18 protein-coding genes are annotated in these 16,018 nt (G+C 69.2%); 6 read left to right on the top strand and 12 right to left on the bottom strand.

What is annotated here, in order from left to right:
• Nucleotides 1-150: 150 nt before the first annotated feature.
• Entirely contained in the window at nt 151-1,047 is an 897-nt protein-coding gene (locus tag HDA45_RS23360; protein WP_184905950.1) for an ABC transporter substrate-binding protein, read from the bottom strand.
• A gap of 175 nt (nt 1,048-1,222) precedes the next feature.
• Here HDA45_RS23360 and HDA45_RS23355 point away from each other — a divergent pair, with 175 nt between their 5' ends.
• Nucleotides 1,223-1,909, top strand: coding sequence for an ABC transporter permease subunit (locus tag HDA45_RS23355; RefSeq protein WP_184905948.1), 687 nt, complete (start codon nt 1,223-1,225; stop codon nt 1,907-1,909).
• Complete coding sequence (locus HDA45_RS23350; protein WP_184898660.1) at nt 1,906-2,622, top strand: ABC transporter permease; 717 nt, start codon at nt 1,906-1,908, stop codon at nt 2,620-2,622. Before HDA45_RS23355 ends, HDA45_RS23350 begins: the two co-directional genes overlap by 4 nt.
• Here HDA45_RS23350 and HDA45_RS23345 read toward each other — a convergent pair.
• The 5 genes from HDA45_RS23345 to HDA45_RS23325 all read right to left on the bottom strand — a co-directional run bounded on the left by HDA45_RS23345 (nt 2,561) and on the right by HDA45_RS23325 (nt 6,044).
• The gene (locus HDA45_RS23345) at nt 2,561-4,015 is read right to left on the bottom strand and encodes an aromatic amino acid lyase (protein ID WP_184898658.1); all 1,455 of its coding nucleotides are present in this window, start codon (nt 4,013-4,015) and stop codon (nt 2,561-2,563) included. The two genes, HDA45_RS23350 and HDA45_RS23345, sit on opposite strands and share 62 nt — an antisense overlap.
• Entirely contained in the window at nt 4,012-4,566 is a 555-nt protein-coding gene (locus HDA45_RS23340; protein ID WP_184898657.1) for a YbaK/EbsC family protein, read from the bottom strand. Before HDA45_RS23340 ends, HDA45_RS23345 begins: the two co-directional genes overlap by 4 nt.
• A gap of 13 nt (nt 4,567-4,579) precedes the next feature.
• Entirely contained in the window at nt 4,580-4,873 is a 294-nt protein-coding gene (locus HDA45_RS23335; protein WP_184898655.1) for a DUF2516 family protein, read from the bottom strand.
• Between the two features lie 86 nt (nt 4,874-4,959).
• On the bottom strand, nt 4,960-5,640 hold the full coding sequence (locus HDA45_RS23330) for a hypothetical protein (protein ID WP_184898653.1): 681 nt from the start codon (nt 5,638-5,640) through the stop codon (nt 4,960-4,962).
• Nucleotides 5,637-6,044, bottom strand: coding sequence for a helix-turn-helix domain-containing protein (locus HDA45_RS23325; RefSeq protein ID WP_184905946.1), 408 nt, complete (start codon nt 6,042-6,044; stop codon nt 5,637-5,639). The genes HDA45_RS23330 and HDA45_RS23325 overlap by 4 nt, the downstream gene beginning before the upstream one ends.
• Before the next feature lie 151 nt (nt 6,045-6,195).
• Between HDA45_RS23325 and HDA45_RS23320 the strand changes: the two genes are divergently transcribed.
• Nucleotides 6,196-7,320 (top strand): methyltransferase domain-containing protein, encoded by a 1,125-nt coding sequence (locus HDA45_RS23320; RefSeq protein ID WP_184898651.1) that lies wholly within the window; start codon nt 6,196-6,198, stop codon nt 7,318-7,320.
• On the opposite strand, the gene HDA45_RS23315 is transcribed toward HDA45_RS23320, so the two are convergent.
• From HDA45_RS23315 to HDA45_RS23305, 3 genes are read right to left on the bottom strand one after another with little or no spacing between them, the layout of a single operon-like run.
• On the bottom strand, nt 7,291-7,941 hold the full coding sequence (locus HDA45_RS23315; RefSeq protein WP_184898649.1) for an AAA family ATPase: 651 nt from the start codon (nt 7,939-7,941) through the stop codon (nt 7,291-7,293). The genes HDA45_RS23320 and HDA45_RS23315 overlap by 30 nt on opposite strands.
• Nucleotides 7,942-7,943: 2 nt before the next feature.
• Complete coding sequence (locus HDA45_RS23310; RefSeq protein ID WP_184898647.1) at nt 7,944-8,318, bottom strand: zf-TFIIB domain-containing protein; 375 nt, start codon at nt 8,316-8,318, stop codon at nt 7,944-7,946.
• A gap of 33 nt (nt 8,319-8,351) precedes the next feature.
• Complete coding sequence (locus HDA45_RS23305; RefSeq protein WP_184898645.1) at nt 8,352-8,720, bottom strand: VOC family protein; 369 nt, start codon at nt 8,718-8,720, stop codon at nt 8,352-8,354.
• A gap of 60 nt (nt 8,721-8,780) precedes the next feature.
• Between HDA45_RS23305 and HDA45_RS23300 the strand changes: the two genes are divergently transcribed.
• Entirely contained in the window at nt 8,781-9,281 is a 501-nt protein-coding gene (locus tag HDA45_RS23300; RefSeq protein WP_184898643.1) for a CGNR zinc finger domain-containing protein, read from the top strand.
• Nucleotides 9,282-9,584: 303 nt separating this feature from the next.
• On the opposite strand, the gene HDA45_RS23295 is transcribed toward HDA45_RS23300, so the two are convergent.
• A complete protein-coding gene (locus HDA45_RS23295) occupies nt 9,585-10,883 on the bottom strand; it encodes a DUF445 family protein (protein ID WP_184898641.1) in 1,299 nt (432 codons plus the stop codon).
• 29 nt (nt 10,884-10,912) lie between these two features.
• On the opposite strand from HDA45_RS23295, the gene HDA45_RS23290 reads away from it, so the two are divergent.
• The gene (locus HDA45_RS23290; protein ID WP_184898639.1) at nt 10,913-12,076 is read left to right on the top strand and encodes a pyridoxal phosphate-dependent aminotransferase; all 1,164 of its coding nucleotides are present in this window, start codon (nt 10,913-10,915) and stop codon (nt 12,074-12,076) included.
• Between the two features lie 12 nt (nt 12,077-12,088).
• Here the strand turns inward: HDA45_RS23290 and HDA45_RS23285 are convergent, their stop codons facing one another.
• Nucleotides 12,089-12,562 carry a sigma-70 family RNA polymerase sigma factor gene (locus HDA45_RS23285; protein WP_184898637.1) on the bottom strand — a complete coding sequence of 158 codons (474 nt, stop codon included), beginning with the start codon at nt 12,560-12,562 and terminating at the stop codon, nt 12,089-12,091.
• A gap of 401 nt (nt 12,563-12,963) precedes the next feature.
• On the opposite strand from HDA45_RS23285, the gene HDA45_RS23280 reads away from it, so the two are divergent.
• Nucleotides 12,964-14,013, top strand: coding sequence for a hypothetical protein (locus HDA45_RS23280; protein WP_184898635.1), 1,050 nt, complete (start codon nt 12,964-12,966; stop codon nt 14,011-14,013).
• Nucleotides 14,014-14,528: 515 nt separating this feature from the next.
• Here the strand turns inward: HDA45_RS23280 and yczR are convergent.
• Complete coding sequence (yczR, locus tag HDA45_RS23275; RefSeq protein ID WP_184898633.1) at nt 14,529-15,983, bottom strand: MocR-like transcription factor YczR; 1,455 nt, start codon at nt 15,981-15,983, stop codon at nt 14,529-14,531.
• Nucleotides 15,984-16,018: the final 35 nt, after the last annotated feature.

The raw sequence follows: 16,018 nt of genomic DNA, 5'->3' as shown, positions 1-16,018 counted from the left end.
GCATGCCACGCGGCCAAGGGAACCTTCGTCCCACGGCACGCGGCGAAAGCTCCCTTCACCTCCGCGGGCCTGACCCACCCCCGGACGCCATGAAGGGGACCTTCATCGCAAAATTCGCAACAAAAGTCCCCTTCATGGCACGCACCGGGGCTAGATGAGGGACTTCTCCTTCAGCCAGTCCTTCGCGACGTCGCCCGGCTTCTCGCCGTCCGAGTCGACGCGCTTGTTCAGCTCACGCAGCTGCACGGTGTCGAGGGCCTTGCTCACCGCGTTGACGACGGCCGCGAAGTCCGCGCCGCGCTCGTCGAGGACCTTCTTGTTCACCGCGGGCACGACGTTCTCGGTCGGCACGATGGCGAGGTCGTCTTCCAGGGCCACGAACTGCGGGTCGCCCACGAGCGGGCTCACCGAGTCGACCGGGATGACGGTGACCTTGCCGGACCGCAGCTGCTCGACGCGCGGGCCTGCCTCCTGCACGGTCTGGAAGGTGGCCTTCAGTTTGTAGACGTCCGTGAAGCCCTTGAAGCAGGGAAGCCGCTTCTCGCACTCCGGACCGCCCGCGACGATGAGATTCTCGACCTTGGACAGGTCGCTGATCTTCGTGAGCCCCTTCTCCTTGGCGAGATCGGCCTTCACGATGTACGTGTTCTTGTCCTCCGCCGGCGAGTAGTCCAGCAGGCCGATGCCGTCGGCCTCGAACAGCTTCTTGAGCTGCTCGTGCTCGCCCGCCGCGTCCTTCGCGGCCTCCTTGCCGAAGCCGGTGGTGATGGCGGCGCCCTGGTACTCCGGGACGAACTGCAGTTCCCCGGACTTCAGAGCCGGGTAGATCAGCTCGCGCGAACCGAGGTTCAGCTTGCGGGTGATCGGATAGCCCTTGGCCTCCAACGCGTTCGCGTACAGCTCGGCGAGGATCAGGCTGTCGGTGAAGTTGAAGGAGGCGACCACGATCGGCGCCCCGCCCTTGCCCTGCGCGGCCGGGGCGGCCGCGTCTTCGCCACCCCCGCAGGCGGTCATACCGAGGACGGCGGCGGCGAGCACCGCGCCCACTCGAACATTCCGTGTCCAGCGCACGTGCACACACTCCTATGACTCGAACAGAGGAATGGACAGTATCTCCGGGTCACGACAGAATCCACATTTTGAGAGTTGCGCCCCGTGTGCTCCCAGAGAGCGGAATCGGGGCGTCCGAACGGGGTAGGGTCGGCCGGTGCGAGTCTCCTCCGTGTTCCCCGTATCCGCCCAGGGCGGGCGGCCACTGTTCGAGTGGCGGTGGGTGGACCGCAATCTCGACGAGATCTTCGAGCGGCTCGGCGAGCACATCACGCTGACCGCGGCGGCACTCGCCATCGGGCTGGTGGTGTCGATCGGTGTTTCCGTGCTTTCGCTGCGTCGCCGGTGGTTCTACGTCGTCGCGCTGAGCGCGGCCGGTTCGCTGTACGTCATCCCGAGTCTCGGCGCCTTCGCCGTGCTGGTGCCCTTCACCGGTCTGACGTCCTTCACCACCGCGGTCATCCCGTTGGCGACGTACACGTTGCTGATCCTCATCCGCAACATCGTCACCGGCGTCGAACAAGTACCCAAGGAAGTCCGCGAAGCCGCGCTGGGCATGGGTTTCACGCGGACACGGTTGCTGTGGCAGGTCGAACTGCCGCTCGCGCTGCCGGTGGTGATCGCGGGCCTGCGCGTCGCGGCGGTGACCACGATCGGGCTCGTGACGGTGACTTCGATGCTCGGCAAGGGCGGGCTCGGGTACTTCATCCGCGCCGGAATCCAGACGGCGACGCCGAACCCGACCTCGATCATCGTCGGCGTCGGGCTTTCCGTGGTCCTCGCCGTACTCGTGGATCTTCTGCTGTGGCTCGGTGGGCGCGCGCTCGCGCCGTGGTCGCGGAAGGCGGCGTCGCGATGAGCATCATCGACCAGACCATCGAATGGTTCGGCGAACCGGATCGCTGGAGCTGGACCGAATCCGAAGGCATCCCGTACCGGACGGTCGAACATCTCCAGTTCTCGGTGCTGGCACTGGCGATCTCGGCCGTGCTGACGATCCCGCCCGCGTTGTGGCTGGCGCACTACCGCCGCGCGCAGTTCCTCGCCACCAGCGCGGTGAACATCGGCCGCGCGATTCCCAGCTTCGGGCTGGTGATCCTGTTCTGGTTCCTGGCTTCCCGGCTCGAAGCCGACACGACGTTCTGGCCGCTGATGCTCGCGCTGGTGGCGTTGGCGCTGCCGCCGTTGTTCACGAACACCTACGCGGGCGTCATCCAGCTGGAACAGGAAACCGTCGACGCCGCGCGCGGAACCGGTTACCGCGAGTGGCAGATCATGCTGCGCCTGGAGTTGCCGCTCGCGTCACCGGTCATCCTCGCGGGTGCCCGCGTCGCGTTCCTGCAACTGGTGGCGACCGTCGCGATCGGCGCGATCGTCAACGACGGCGGCGGGCTCGGACGGTACATCGTGGACGGTTTCGCGCTCGGGGATCCGGGCCACGGCGAGATCCTGGCGGGCGGCATCGCCGTCGTCGTACTGGCTTTGGTGTGCGAGGCGGTCTTCGCGCTCATCACCCGGGCGGTGACCCCGCGCGGGCTGGCGATCCAGTCCCGAGCGGAAACCCGTTCCTGAGCGCCGAAACCAGAGTCGTCACCTCGGGCCCCAAGGACCGATCCGCGACCACCGGCGGCACCAACGTCCGAAGTCGTCCGTAGGCGGCCCGGAGCCCGGGCGCTCCTTCGCCGGACGCCAGCCATCGCGCCTGCGAACCCGCGATCAGCTCGCACGCCGTGATGGCGGACATCCGCGCGCAGGCGTCACGGAGCTGATTTCCCGCCGCCCAGGCGAACGCCTGCACGTCCTCCTGTCCGGCGGAAGTGTCGGCGGAGCCCACCGTCGCGGGCGTGGCCAGCCGTCGCAACGCGTGCAGTTCGCCCGCCGCGCGTTTGTGCAGCGGCACCAGCCCGGCCTGCGGCCCCGGCGTGGGGGTCAGCTGCGCGGGCAGCCCGCTGAACCGCTCGTCCAGCAACCGGTGCATGCGCTGGACGCTCACCTCGCCGAGATGCACCAGCGCGGCCGTCACCGCGTCCATCCGCAGTCCGAGTTCGACGGCGTGAAACCCTGTCGTGGAAACGAATTCACCGTCCAGGAACGACGGCGAATCGGTCGGCATCGAGCGACGGAGTGCCTCGTCCAGCTCATCGGCGACCCTGGTCAGGTGGGCGATCGCGCGCGGCGCGACCCGCACGGAAACGGGCGCCTGCACGACTTCCGGCCGTTCTACGGAGCCGCGGATCAGTCCGCTCACTTCGAGAAGCACCGTGCGGAGAACCTGATCGTCTCCCGCCAGCGAAGGGCGATACACCGCTTGTGGCGCACCGAGAACGTCAATCGCGATCGCCGCGGCCAGCGTCTGCGAGCTCACGAGCCGACGGACCTCGACGAGCGCGAAGGCGGCGAGCGTCTCGGCCAGTGGCGAGCCCTGAATGAGGGTCGCGCCTTCCTTGAGGCCAGGCTCGTACGGCTTCGCCAGCACCTCCGAAGCGGGCGTCTCGACACCGTCCACGAGCACGGTCCCGATGCCGAGAAAGGTCTGGAAGGCATGCGCCAGCGGGATGATCTCGCCGGCGCTGCCCAGTCCCGTCCTCGGCACGGCGGGCGTGAATCCCTCGTTCAGCCTGTCGACGAGGAACGTCACCAGCTCCGGACTCGCGCCCGCCTCCGGCGCGAGCAGATCCCGCAGGCGCACCAGCAGGAGCCGGCGCACTTCCCCGGCCGAGAGCCAGGGCGGACCGCCTACCGCACGGCCGATCAGCAGGTTCCGCTGATGCGCCTCGGGGGTGTCGAGCGCGACACCGGCGAGCCGTCCCATGCCGGTGTTCACCCCGTAGACGGGGCGATCGGTCAGCGCGGAGAGTACGCGGGCACGGTTCTCGCCGACCCTCGCCAGCAACGCGGGATCGATCTCGAGGAACTCGGCCTCGAACGCCGAATCCAGGTCGAAGTCCTTTGTGGACAGCCTCACTCGACGGGTCGCGCGAGCCCGTCGATCACTTCGGCGCCGGGCAGGGACGCGAGAACCGAGCCCGGGATCAGCAGTTTGCCGCCGCGGATCCCACTCCCGATGACCAGTTCGGGCTCGTCCGCGACGCGCTGGTCGATCAGGATCGGCCACGCGTCGGGCAGGCCGACCGGCGTGATGCCGCCGTACTCCATGCCGGTGAGCGAGACGGCCTCGTCCATCGGGGCGAAGGAAGCCTTGCGGACGTCGAGGCGGCGTTTGATCACGCCGTTCACGTCGGCGCGGGTGGTGGCGAGGATCATCGCGGCGGCGAAGCGGACCTCACCGGCACGTTTACCGGCGACGACCACGCAGTTCGCGGACGCGGAAAGCGGTGAGCCGTACGCCTCGCAGAAGGCGGCGGTGTCGGCGAGGTCCGCGTCGATCTCGACGACTCCGACGGCGTCAGGATCGGGAAGGGCGGCGAGCGCCTTGGCGACGGGCTCGGCGAGCAGGTCCGGGCGGGAGAGGGCGGGGACGACGGTGAGACTTCCGGCGATGGTCCAAGTGGTCACAGCGCCACGATAGTCACCAGTTGCGGCCGCCGCGCTGGACCTCGAGGAGCTTCGGGCGGACGTCCACGAGGTAGACCAGGACCGCGACCAGTGCGGGCAGCCACAGGATCATGCCGCCGCCGTAGAACTCGAAGAAGGTCATCACGACGGTGGACCCACCGGTGATGAGCATCCAGATGGGTTTGGTCTTCCGATCGGCGGCCGAATACGCGTCCGAGCGCTGGAGCAGCGCATGTACGAAAGCGAACAGCCCCGTCAGCGCGCCGCTCCAGTGGATGGCGATGAGGATCCAGTTGGCAACGAACACGAAGTCAGCTTACGTCAAACCGGGCGAATGACCCGGGCCCCTGGCACCGAATCCGGCGCCAGGGGCCCTGGGATCAACGCGGACCTTTACTTCTCGGTCGTCTTCGGCGCGGTGGCCGGCTTCTTGGCGACCGGGCTGCTGGTGGTGGAGGTGCGGCGCGCGGGAGAGGTCGTCTTCGGCGCGGTCTTGTTGGCGACCTTGCGCGAAGCCGAACGGGTCTCGTGCGCGAGGTCGTCACCGATCTCCTCGACCTCGTCGGCGATCTCGCCCGCGACCTCGGTCACCTTGCGGGCGGTCTTCTCGCCCACCGAGCGGGTGCCCTTGGTGACCTTGCCGAGCACGGTGTCGATGCGCTCACGGGCGTCGGTGGTCGCGCCTTCGACGCGGTCCTGCGCGGTGCTCAGCGCGTCCTCGAGCTGCTCGATGGCCTTCTTGACCTGCGGCTGCGCGGCGATCTTGTCCCACGCCTGCTCACCGGACTCGGCCAGCTTGTTGTACAGCTTCAGCGCGGCCTCGGTGTACTCGTCGATGACCTTGCGCAGCTCGGCCGGGTCCAGCTTCTCGCGGAGGCCCTCGACGTCGTGCGGCAGCTCTTCGATGTTCTTGCGGGCGGCCTCGCCGCTCTCGACGACGCGCTCCTTGGCCTTCGCCACGGCGTCGACGACGGCCTGGCCCGCCAGGTTTCCGGCGCCCAACGCGGCCAGCAGCGGCGTGCGGACCTGGTCGAGGGCGGTGGTCTTGCGTTCGGTCTTGGTGGCCGTGGTCATGCTGACTCCTTGGTGTCTGCTGCTGGTTCTGGGGTTGCCGCCTGCTGTTCTGGCTTCGCGGCGGCGTTCTCGCGGCGGAACGATTCGTAGACGTCGAGCAGGACCTGCTTCTGCCGTTCGGTCAGCTCGGTGTCGGCGCGGATCGCGTCGCCGACCGGGCCGCCCGTCGGCAGATCGAGGATTCCCGCTTGCACGTAGAGCGCCTCGGCCGAAATACGCAGGCCCTTGGCGATCTGCTGCAGGATCTCCGCGCTGGGTTTGCGGACCCCGCGCTCGATCTGGCTCAGGTACGGATTGGACACGCCGGCGAGTTTCGACAGCTGCCGCAAGGAGATCTTCGCGTTGCTGCGCTGCTGGCGGATGTACTCGCCGATGTCGGAAGCGATGTCCGCGACCTTCTCCATCGGTCCACCCGATGTGGGCTGATCCCGGTTGGTGTCTGACATCGGTCACCTCCTCGCGACGGTTTCAACGCTACGCGCGAGTGCTAGCTATTGCAAGCACTCTGCTTGCAACCATCGGGTGTGTTGCCGCTCACCCGGCTACGGTGGAGGGATGTCGAACGCGACGCGGCTGCGGCGGCGCCTCGTCGAGCATCTGCTCGCCGAGGGCGTGCTGCACGACGCGCGGTGGATGACCGCGTTCCGGGCCGTGCCGAGACACGTCTTCCTGCCGCGGTTCTTCGTCCCGGCGGCGAACGGCTGGGCCGCGGTGGAGAACGGCGACGAAGACTGGCTCAGGCGCGTCTACTCCCCCGACGTGCTGGTCGTCCAGCTCGACGACGATTCCGGGCTCTGGGAACGGGCGCGCTATCTGGGCGCGCAGCCGGGAACGCCGACGAGTTCGTCCAGCCAGCCGTCGATCATGGCGATCATGCTCGAAGAGCTCCGGGTCGCCGACGGGCACCGCGTACTCGAGATCGGCACGGGCACCGGATACAACGCCGCGTTGCTCTGCCATCGGCTCGGCTCCGGGCTGGTGTACACAGTGGACATAGATCCGGATCTGGTCGACGCCGCGCGCAAGCGGCTCGCGGAAGCCGGGTACGCGCCTTCGTGCGCCGCGTCCGACGGCGCCGACGGATTCCCGGCGGGCGTCCTCTACGACAGGGTGCTGTGCACGTGCTCGGTGTCTTCGATCCCGCCCGCGTGGCTGGAGCAGACGGTGCCGGGCGGGCTGATCGTCACCACGCTGAACCGGCCGATCGGCGGCGGACTCGTCCGGATCGTCGCGGGCGAAGGCGCGACGGGACGAGGACGCGTGCTCGGCCGCGACGGTCGCTTCATGCCGCTGCGCGCACACCGGTTCAGCTCGTCGAAGGTGCCGGACGGCGACATCGCCTGGCGGCCGACACGGCTGCCGATGGGGGTCATTACCGAAGTCCGCAGCCGCTTCGAGTTCTTCGCCGGGCTCCAGCTTCCCGGCGTGACCGCCTTGCGAGACGGCCAGAGCACCGCGCTCGTCCATCCGGACGGCTCGTGGGTGCGGCACCGGCAAACGGGCCAAGAGTGCGAAGTGGCCGAGGGCGGCCCGCGACGGCTGTGGGAACTCGTCGAAAACGCTCAGGAGGAATGGCTCGAACTCGGCCAGCCGTGGCGGGACCGGTTCGGGCTCAGCCTCGACGGTGACGATCAGGTGATCTGGCTGGATTCACCCGACGGCCGCACCTGGCCGCTGTGAAAGCAGGCCGCGCACCCACAGTTCGACGTGGTCGACGGCGGCGTCCACCGGGATGTGGGTGGTGTCGAACACCTCGACGGGCGGCTCGAGCGACGGCGCTTCCCGCTGCAGCCACTCGTTGAACTCCAGCATCTCCTCGACCCGCTCCTCGTCCCACTCGCGCCAGGCGGGCCTCGCCAGCAAGCGCTTGCGCAGGGCGTCGGGCTCGCTGACGAGCGCCAGGTAGTGGATATCGGAGAAGAAGACGCGCTCGGGCAACTGCTCGAACTCGGGCGGCGCGACGGTGCCGCAGAGCACGACCGGACGTCCGTTCTGGTGCAGCATCGCCGCCATCCGCAGCCAGGTCGAGCGGAACGCGGGATGGCCGGGGACGTCGTCACGCAACGCCCCTGTCCACAACACGTCCTGCTCGACCACGAGCGCGAGGTCGCCGAGCCGTTCCGCCAGTCGCGGCCCGACGGTGGACTTACCCGCTCCGCTCGGCCCTGTCAGCGCGAACAGCGGGAGCCGCCGGAACGGCCACCGGTGCGCGCATTCCGCGCACACCAGCAGCCCGCTCTCGACTCGTGGCCGTTCGGCGCGATCGCCGCAGGCCGGGCAGATCTTGAGATCGAGGACCACGGTCAGTCGAAGAGGCCCTCGAGGAAGCCGCCCTTACGACGTTTGCCGTGGTGGCCGTAGCCGTGCGGGGAGTCGGCGTGGCCGCGGTACCCCTTGGGCGAGTCGGCATAACCACCCCGGTAGCCCTTCGGCGAGTCCGAGTACCCGCCGCGGTGCGGCCGCGGGGAGTCCGGACGGCCGTAGTGCGGAGCCGGCGCGTGCCCACCTCCCTGGTACGGCGGGGGCTGGTGCCCGCCGTAGTACGAGTTCTCGGCACCGGCGATGGCTTCCAGCTCGCCCCTGTCCAGGAAGATGCCGCGGCATCCCTGGCACTGGTCGATGTGGACACCGTTCTTGTCGACGGTCTTCATGGCGTTCTGGCACTTCGGACAAATCACGTATCAGAGATTACGCATTTTTCGCGTCCGAGGTCAGCAGGCGCACAGGCAAAACGGATGTCCGGCCGGATCCGCGTACACCCGGAAGGTCTTCGGGGAGTCGTCGAGCAGCTTCGCGCCGATGGCCAGCGCGCGCTCGTGACCGGCTTCGAGATCGGTGACGTCGAGGTCGACGTGCGCCTGCTGCGGGTTCTCGGCGGAAGGCCACGCGGGCGGCCGGTGGTCAGGCACACGCTGGAACGAGAACCGCGCGCCGCCTTCCGGGTTCCGCAGGGTCACCCAGTGACCGTCTTCGGCGACTTCGGCCGCCTTCCAGTCGAGGAGCTCGCGGTAGAACTCCGCCAGCGCGACCGGATCCGGACAGTCGAGGGCCACCGCGCCGAAGGTCGGTACCGCACTCATGGGTCAGCCTCCACGATGATCGAGTAACCAGCGAATGGAGTATGCGGGTTATCGGAGCCGATGACAACCGGTCTCGCCCGTACACTGGGCGGGGTGAACACCGACGCGTCCCTGGTGGTCGAGTTTCTGAACACGGTGAACGTCGAACGCGGCGCCGACCTCCTGGACGATCTGGAGACCTGGCAACGCTGGGCCCGCGATCACCGGCTGCGCGCGGATACCCCCGCGGCCGCGCGCGAAACCCGGGACGCGCTGCGCGCGGCGATCGGCGACCCGCGGCTCCCCCGGCTCGGACTGCGCGCGAAGGCGGAGATCGTCCTCGGCCCGGAAGGCCCGCTCCTGGTCGCGGAGTCGGTCAGCGAAGCGGTGATGGCGGCTTCGACCCGGCTGACCGTGCTCGGCGAATGGATCCGGCTCAAGATCTGCCCGGCGGACGACTGCCTGTGGGCCTTCTACGACGAGTCGCGCAACCGGTCGCGGACGTGGTGCTCGATGCGGGCGTGCGGGAACCGGGAGAAGGCGCGGGCGTGGCGGGCGCGGACGGCGGACGTCTCGACCTGACGCCCCACCCCCGTGCTCGGGGACGGAACTCGCGTGATTGAGGGCGGAACTCACGTGATTGGAGGCGTCACGGCTTCAATCACGCGAGATCCGGCTCGGCGCACGCGAGATCCGGCTCCGAGCACCACCTGCCGGACCCGAACGACCACAACTTCTGGGGTCACCCACCCCCGAGTTACCCCCAGGGGTTGTGCACACCGTTAGGCCAAAGACGTGAAATGCTGTGGATAACCCTGGGGATGACTCCACTTCCTGTGGACAACTCCCGGTGAGGCCTCCGGAGTGTGGTATAGATGCCGCCGCTCAGAAGAGCAGCTGCGCGACCGCGTAGATCACCAGGCCGGCGAGCGCGCCGACCACCGTGCCGTTGATCCGGATGAACTGCAGATCCCGGCCGACCTGGAGCTCGATCTTGCGCGAGGTCTCCTCGGCGTCCCAGCGCTCCACGGTGTCGGTGATGATCGTGGTGATCTCCTGGGAGTAGTGCGTGACCAGGTAGGCCGCCGCGCCCTCGACCCAGTTGTCGACCTTGGACCGGATGTGGTCGTCGGAGACCAGCCGCTCGCCCAGCGTCTCGAGCCCGGTGCGCACCCGGCGCCTCAGCTCGCTCGACGGGTCCTCGGCGGCGTTGAGGAGCATGTCCTTCGCCGTCGCCCACGCCGAGCCGATCAGCTTCTGCACCTCGTCGTGCCCCAGCATCTGGGATTTGACCTGCTCGGCGCGCGCCATCACCTCGGGGTTGGTCTGCAGGTCGAGGGCGAACTCGCCGAGGAACTTGTCCACCGCCAGCCGCATGGGGTGGTTGACGTCGGTCTTGACCGCCCACACGAAGGACAGCACCTCGCCGTAGACCTTGTCCGCGAGCATCTCGTCGACGAACTTCGGCGACCAGCTCGGCGCCCGGTCCGAGACCACGCGCAGCATCGTCGTGTGGTTGTCCCGCACCCATTCGTAGGCGCGGTCGCACATCAGGTCCACCAGCTTGTGGTGCGCCCCGTCGGCGAACACGCCCTCCAGGATCTTGCCCAGCGGCGGACCCCACGGCTTGTCCACGATCCGCTTGACCACGGCCTGTTCCATGATCGCCTGGACGTCTTCGTCGCGGAGCACCTTGACCGCGGCCCGCACGACGGTGGCCAGCTCGGACGTCACGCGTTCGGCGTTCTGCGGCTGCGAAAGCCAGCCACCGAGCCGCTTCGAGACCTCGACCCGGCTCAGCTTCTCGCGGATCACCGACTCGGACAGGAAGTTCGAGCCGACGAAGTCGCCGAGGCTGCTGCCCAGCGCGTCCTTCTTGTTCGGGATGATCGCGGTGTGCGGGATCTTGATCCGCAGCGGATGCCGGAACAGCGCGGTCACCGCGAACCAGTCGGCGAGCGCGCCGACCATCCCGGCTTCGGCGGCGGCGCGGACGTAGCCGACCCAGCCCGGCCAGCCCGCGGCCTCGGCCCAGCTGGTCAGCAGGAAGATCACCGTCGCACCGAGCAGGAACGACAGCGCGACCATCTTCATCTTGCGCAGGCCGCGGCGCTTCTCCTCCTCGGCGGCTGTTCCACCTGGCGGATCGGCTGGGGTCACCTTGGCGGGCGTCAGTTGCTCCACAGAGCCATTGTCCGTGAGGATGGCTGATCGTGCGCGAACCTGTCCTCGTACCCCGCCTCCAGCCCTTCACGTCGACCATCTTCGCGGAGATGACGGCGCTGGCCGTCCGCCACGAAGCCGTCAACCTCGGCCAGGGTTTTCCCGACACCGACGGGCCGGCCGGAATGCTCGACGCCGCCAAGAACGCGCTGTTCGGGGGTGCGAACCAGTACCCGCCGGGGCCGGGGCGCCCGGAGCTGCGCGCCGCGATCGCGCGGCACCGTCTCCGCTACGGCGTCGAGTACGACCCCGGCACGGAGATCCTGGTCACCGCCGGGGCCACCGAGGCCATCGCGGCGTCGCTGATCGCGCTGACCCAGGCGGGCGACGAGGTCATCGTCATCGAGCCGTACTACGACTCGTACGCGGCCGCCGTCGCCATGGCGGGTGCCGAGAGGCGCGTCGTCGGCCTCGTGGAGCGTGACGGCCGGTTCGCGCTGGACATCGAGGGCCTGCGCGCCGCGGTGACCGAGCGGACCAGGGCGATCTTGATCAACTCGCCCCACAACCCGACGGGCACGGTGTTCACGCGCGCCGAACTGGAAGCCGTCGCCGCGCTCTGCGTGACGCACGACCTGATCGCCATCACCGACGAGGTGTACGAGCATCTGGTCTTCGACGACGCCGAGCACGTCCCGCTGGCGACCCTGCCCGGCATGCGGGATCGCACGGTCTCGATCTCCAGCGCGGGCAAGACGTTCAACTGCACCGGCTGGAAGATCGGCTGGGTCTGCGCGAGCCCCGAGCTGGTCGCGGCGGTGAAGGCGGCGAAGCAGTTCATCACCTTCGTCTCGGGCGGCCCGTTGCAACCGGCCGTCGCCCACGCGCTGGACCACGAACTGCCGTGGGCCGAAGAGCTGCGCACGAGCCTGCAGGGCAAACGGGACAGGCTCGCCGCCGGCCTCGCGGAGGCGGGCTTCGCGGTCCGGCCGACCGCCGGGACGTACTTCATCTGCGTCGACGTCCGCCCGCTCGGCTTCGACGACGCCGCGGAACTGGCTTGGGAGCTCCCCGAACGAGTGGGCGTGGCGGCCGTCCCCGTAAAGGTGTTCACCGATCACCCGGAAGAGTGGAAACACCTCCTGCGTTTCGCGTTCTGCAAACGCAACGAGGTCATCGACGAAGCGGTCACCCGATTGCGCAAACTCCGGTGACTCGTCCGATGTTCAGTTCCAGCCACCGACTTCGAGGGCACGCTTGAGCCGGTCCAGACACCGTCTTCGCACCCTGCCCACACTGGCCGGGCTGATCCCCAGTTCCCCGGCGAGCTGGGCGTAGGACAGCTCCGGCCGGTGCGCGAGGAGCCACATCAGCCGCCGGTGTGAATCCGGCAGGCGGTCGACCGCCGCCCAGAGCGCGCTGTCGCGGGCGGCGCGCACGACGTCGGCCTCAGGGGTCGTTTCCGGCTCCGGGAGCGGCCGCCGCGTTTCGCGCCTGTTCCTGGTGATCATCCGGAGCGCTCGGCGCCGTGCGGTGGTCGTCAGCCATGCCCGGAGTTTCGCTTCGTCACGGAGCGCGGCCGGCGCGCGGAGCAGTTCCAGCCAAGCGTCCTGACAGATGTCCTTGGCGTCGGCTTCGCTCAGGCGATAGGTCTTCAACGCTCCGAGCACCGCCGCCGACACCGCGTTCACGTCCCACATCGCGGACTCTCCCCTTCCGGCGGTTCACCTCCGCCACCTCGGTCACCGAACGCGACTTCGACGGCACGCACCGCAGCAGGGATCCGGAAAACATCAGGTCACCGAGGATTTGAGTAGTTCCACCCGTGCCCGGATGGCCGCCGGGCACACACCGAGAGTGATCAACTTCGGTACTCCATGCACCGGAGCCGGTTGCGTCGTTCCGCCTAACGGGCTGGATCAGCGGCGGCAGAGGTGAAACACTCCCCTCCGGTGCTAAAACTGGTCCAGCCCCGGGGGAACTGTGACCTGACCGGAAAAGACCCCAAGCAAGATCGAACTCACGCGGAGAACGTGGGTTTCAGGCGCGGACGGTGGTGATTGCTGTGAGTGGTGCGGCAGTCGTGAATCGTCGCGGCCTCATGAGCCCGAAAGCCGGTGCGCGAATTCTTTTCGCGAGCGGGCTCGCACTCACGGGCTGGCTCCTCGGCGCCGTCCTGAGCACCCCGGCGTCGGCCGACGAGCAGACCCCCGTGGCGCCGGCGACCTCCGTGGTCCAGCCCTCGGATGAAGCCGGATCCGGGAAATCGACTACTCCCGAGAAGTCCACTTCGGACTCCGGCCCGGCCGAAACCACGAAACCCGTTGAAGCCACCGAAACCACGAAGGCCGAGACCCCGGCACAAGAGCCCGCTCCCGCTTCGAGCGAGGAGCCTGAGGCCACTGTCGAGGAGCAGGCCGTTTCGAGTGCGAACTCCGTTCCGGAGCCGTCGAAGAAGACCGCGAAACCCCAGGCGGCCAACGGTTTGCTGGGCGGCCTCATCGGCGGCGTGCTGGACCTCGTCACGAACACGGTCGGCGGCGTCGTCGAAACCGTCGGCGGGGTCGTCGGCGGAATCGGCGAACACGTCGTCGCTCCGATCGTCACGCCCGCCCCGTGCTGCGGAGGGGGCGCCCCGGTGATCCTGCCGGGCACCGGCGACATGCTCGACCCCGTCTTCGGCGGCGGCTCGGGCGAGTCGGCGGGCGGCTCGGTCACCATCGCCGTCCCGGCCAAGAACATCGCGACGGGCACGCCCGCGCCGATCACCCCGGACCCGCGTCCGTTCGTCCCCGCCGAGACACCCACACCGGCGGCGGCTCCCCAGAACCACCGCGTCACCCTGCCGATCCGGGTGAAGCTCGACGCCCAGCCCGCCGTGGCCGCACCCATCGAATCCGACACGCACGCGTCGCCGGACGGCGGCGGCTCGGGCGGCGGCGGTGGCCTGCCGAACACGCCGGTGGCCCCGCTCGCGCCCACGACGAGCGCCCAGCCGGGCCACGACCACTCCGGTGGCGGCCGCGGGCCGCTCGCCGTACTCGACTCCGGAATCCCCGCCACGCAGCTGAAGCTCCTCGGAACCGGCTGCGATCACGAAGGCGAGCGCACCGGCCGGGAAGCCGCGCTTCCCGCCACCTCCCCCGACTGACCTGACCGGGTCGCCGGGGAGAACCACGTCCAAACCAAGATCAACTTCGGTTTTCGACGTCCTCTGAAATCTCCGGCTTGAGTCGCTTTTCGCCTGCCCTCGTTCAGGTATCCCCTTGTCTTCCCGAACGGCCGACCGCGCCCGGCCGGTTCGGATCCCGGCCCCGGCGCCGCGCTGCCCCTGCGGCGCCGGGACCAGCACCGGGTGGACTTCGGGGGCTTCTGCTCACCGCGCCGAGCAGGAGCCGGCCAAGCTCGAAGACCACCTGAACCGCGGGCGGTTCCCGGCACGTCGAGGGGCTGTGCCGGGTAACCGCCGCGGTGCCCGCCCGCGAGATTCCGGTCTCGGGGCGGGCCGGATAGCCGGTGCGCCGGTCGTGCGGCGCCGATGCCCTCCCTGGAGCATCGGCCGCCCCGCCGGCGCACCGGCTGTTTCCGTTTTCCGGACGCGTTCAGTCCTCTGGATGCGGTAGTTCGCGTTACCAACTACCGCATCCAGAGGACTAAATGCGGGGGTCAGGTGACCTGGACGGCCATCGGGGCGACCGTGGCGGGAGTGGCGGCCACCGAAGCGGCGGCCGCGCCCAGCCGTCGCACGGCCTCGAAGAGCCTGTCCGCCGGGAGCGCGTACGGCAGCCGTAGCCAGCGCTCCAGTCCACCGTGGACGCCGAAGCGAGAGCCCGGAGCCACCTGCACCCCGTGCCCCGCCGCCGCGACGGCCAGGCGCGTGCTCATCGGCTCCGGAAGACGGCACCACAACGAAAGCCCGCCGGGCGGGACGGTGAACGTCCACTCCGGGCAGTACCAGTTCAGCGCCCCTGTCAGCGCGTCGCGCAGGGCGAGTGTCTCCTCTCGACGGTGCGCGAGCGCGGCCCCGCCGTCGTCCAGCAGTTCGGCGAGGACGAGCTGTTCGAAGACCGGAGAGCCCAGGTCGACGGCGAACCGGGCCGCGACCAGCCTGCCGATGACGTCCTCCGAGGCGCGGATCCAGCCGAGCCTCAGGCCGGCCCAATGCGATTTCGACGCCGAGCCGATCGTGATGCCGAGATCACCCGCGAAAGCGCCCAGCGGCGGCGGCCCGTCGGCCGGATCGCCTTCGAGGTCCAGTTCGACGAGCGTCTCGTCGATGATCGCCGGCGTCCGCGCGCGGCTCAGCGCGGCCGCGAGCCGCTCCCGGCCGACGGCGTCCAGACGCAGGCCCGTCGGGTTCTGGAAGTCCGCGACGAAGTACGCGAGCCTCGGCGCGGATTGCCTCAGCGCGGCCTCGATCCCGACGATGTCCCAGCCGGTGGCCGGGTCGAGCGGGACCGGGACCGGGATGGCGTGCGCGGCGCCGATGGCTTCGAGCGCGTTCGGATACGTCGGCTGCTCGACCAGCACCCGGTCGCCCGGACCGGCCAGCATGCGCAGGACCTGCACGAACGCGTGATGCGCGCCGTTGGTGATCATCACCTGGTCGGCGTTGGTCGGCAGGCCGCGTTCGGTGTAGCGGCGGGCGATCCGCTCGCGCAGGACGCGCAGCCCGCGTACGTGATAGCCGTTCTCGCCGAGATGATCCGCCAGCGCCTTGCGCGCGGCGTCCACGGCGGGGATCAGCCCGGGGATCGCGGGCGGGCAGGCCTGGGCGAGGTCGATGAGATCCTCCCCGGACGGCAGGATCGTGTCCCGGCCGCGGCCGCCGGGTGCCGCGATCCAGGAGCCCGCCCCGCGACGGCTGGCGACCAGCCCGTCGGCCCGCAGCTTGTCCAGCGCGGCGCCGATCAGCGTGCGGCTGACCTCCAGCGCGTCGGCGAGCTCCCGCTCGGCCGGGAGTTTCGTGCCGAGCGGCAGCCTGCCGTCGAGGACCAGCAGCTCGACGGCCGCCGCGAGATCCACGGCACCGTGTCGAGAACCACTCTGATGCCAACTCCCCAGCAAAGTGGCCAATTTCAGGCCCGAAACGCGTCCAGTCAGTGGGATCAGCGGCTCCATAAGACCAATTGTTCCAGATTGGCCATGGTCAAGAT

It is taken from the genome of Amycolatopsis umgeniensis (assembly GCF_014205155.1).
GTDB classification, from domain to species: domain Bacteria; phylum Actinomycetota; class Actinomycetes; order Mycobacteriales; family Pseudonocardiaceae; genus Amycolatopsis; species Amycolatopsis umgeniensis.
The sequence above is the reverse complement of the archived record's forward strand: the minus strand, read 5'-3'. Positions and strand labels throughout refer to the sequence as shown.

Bases quoted from the DNA above. Each gene is read 5' to 3' on its own strand.
- HDA45_RS23350 (WP_184898660.1), top strand. From the start codon at position 1,906: ATGAGCATCATCGACCAGACCATCGAATGGTTCGGCGAACCGGATCGC.
- HDA45_RS23280 (WP_184898635.1), top strand. From the start codon at position 12,964: ATGAGCCCGAAAGCCGGTGCGCGAATTCTTTTCGCGAGCGGGCTCGCA.
- HDA45_RS23305 (WP_184898645.1), bottom strand. From the start codon at position 8,720: ATGAGTGCGGTACCGACCTTCGGCGCGGTGGCCCTCGACTGTCCGGAT.
- yczR (WP_184898633.1), bottom strand. From the start codon at position 15,983: ATGGAGCCGCTGATCCCACTGACTGGACGCGTTTCGGGCCTGAAATTG.
- HDA45_RS23300 (WP_184898643.1), top strand. From the start codon at position 8,781: ATGACAACCGGTCTCGCCCGTACACTGGGCGGGGTGAACACCGACGCG.
- HDA45_RS23285 (WP_184898637.1), bottom strand. From the start codon at position 12,562: ATGTGGGACGTGAACGCGGTGTCGGCGGCGGTGCTCGGAGCGTTGAAG.
- HDA45_RS23325 (WP_184905946.1), bottom strand. From the start codon at position 6,044: ATGGAGAAGGTCGCGGACATCGCTTCCGACATCGGCGAGTACATCCGC.
- HDA45_RS23320 (WP_184898651.1), top strand. From the start codon at position 6,196: ATGTCGAACGCGACGCGGCTGCGGCGGCGCCTCGTCGAGCATCTGCTC.
- HDA45_RS23330 (WP_184898653.1), bottom strand. From the start codon at position 5,640: ATGACCACGGCCACCAAGACCGAACGCAAGACCACCGCCCTCGACCAG.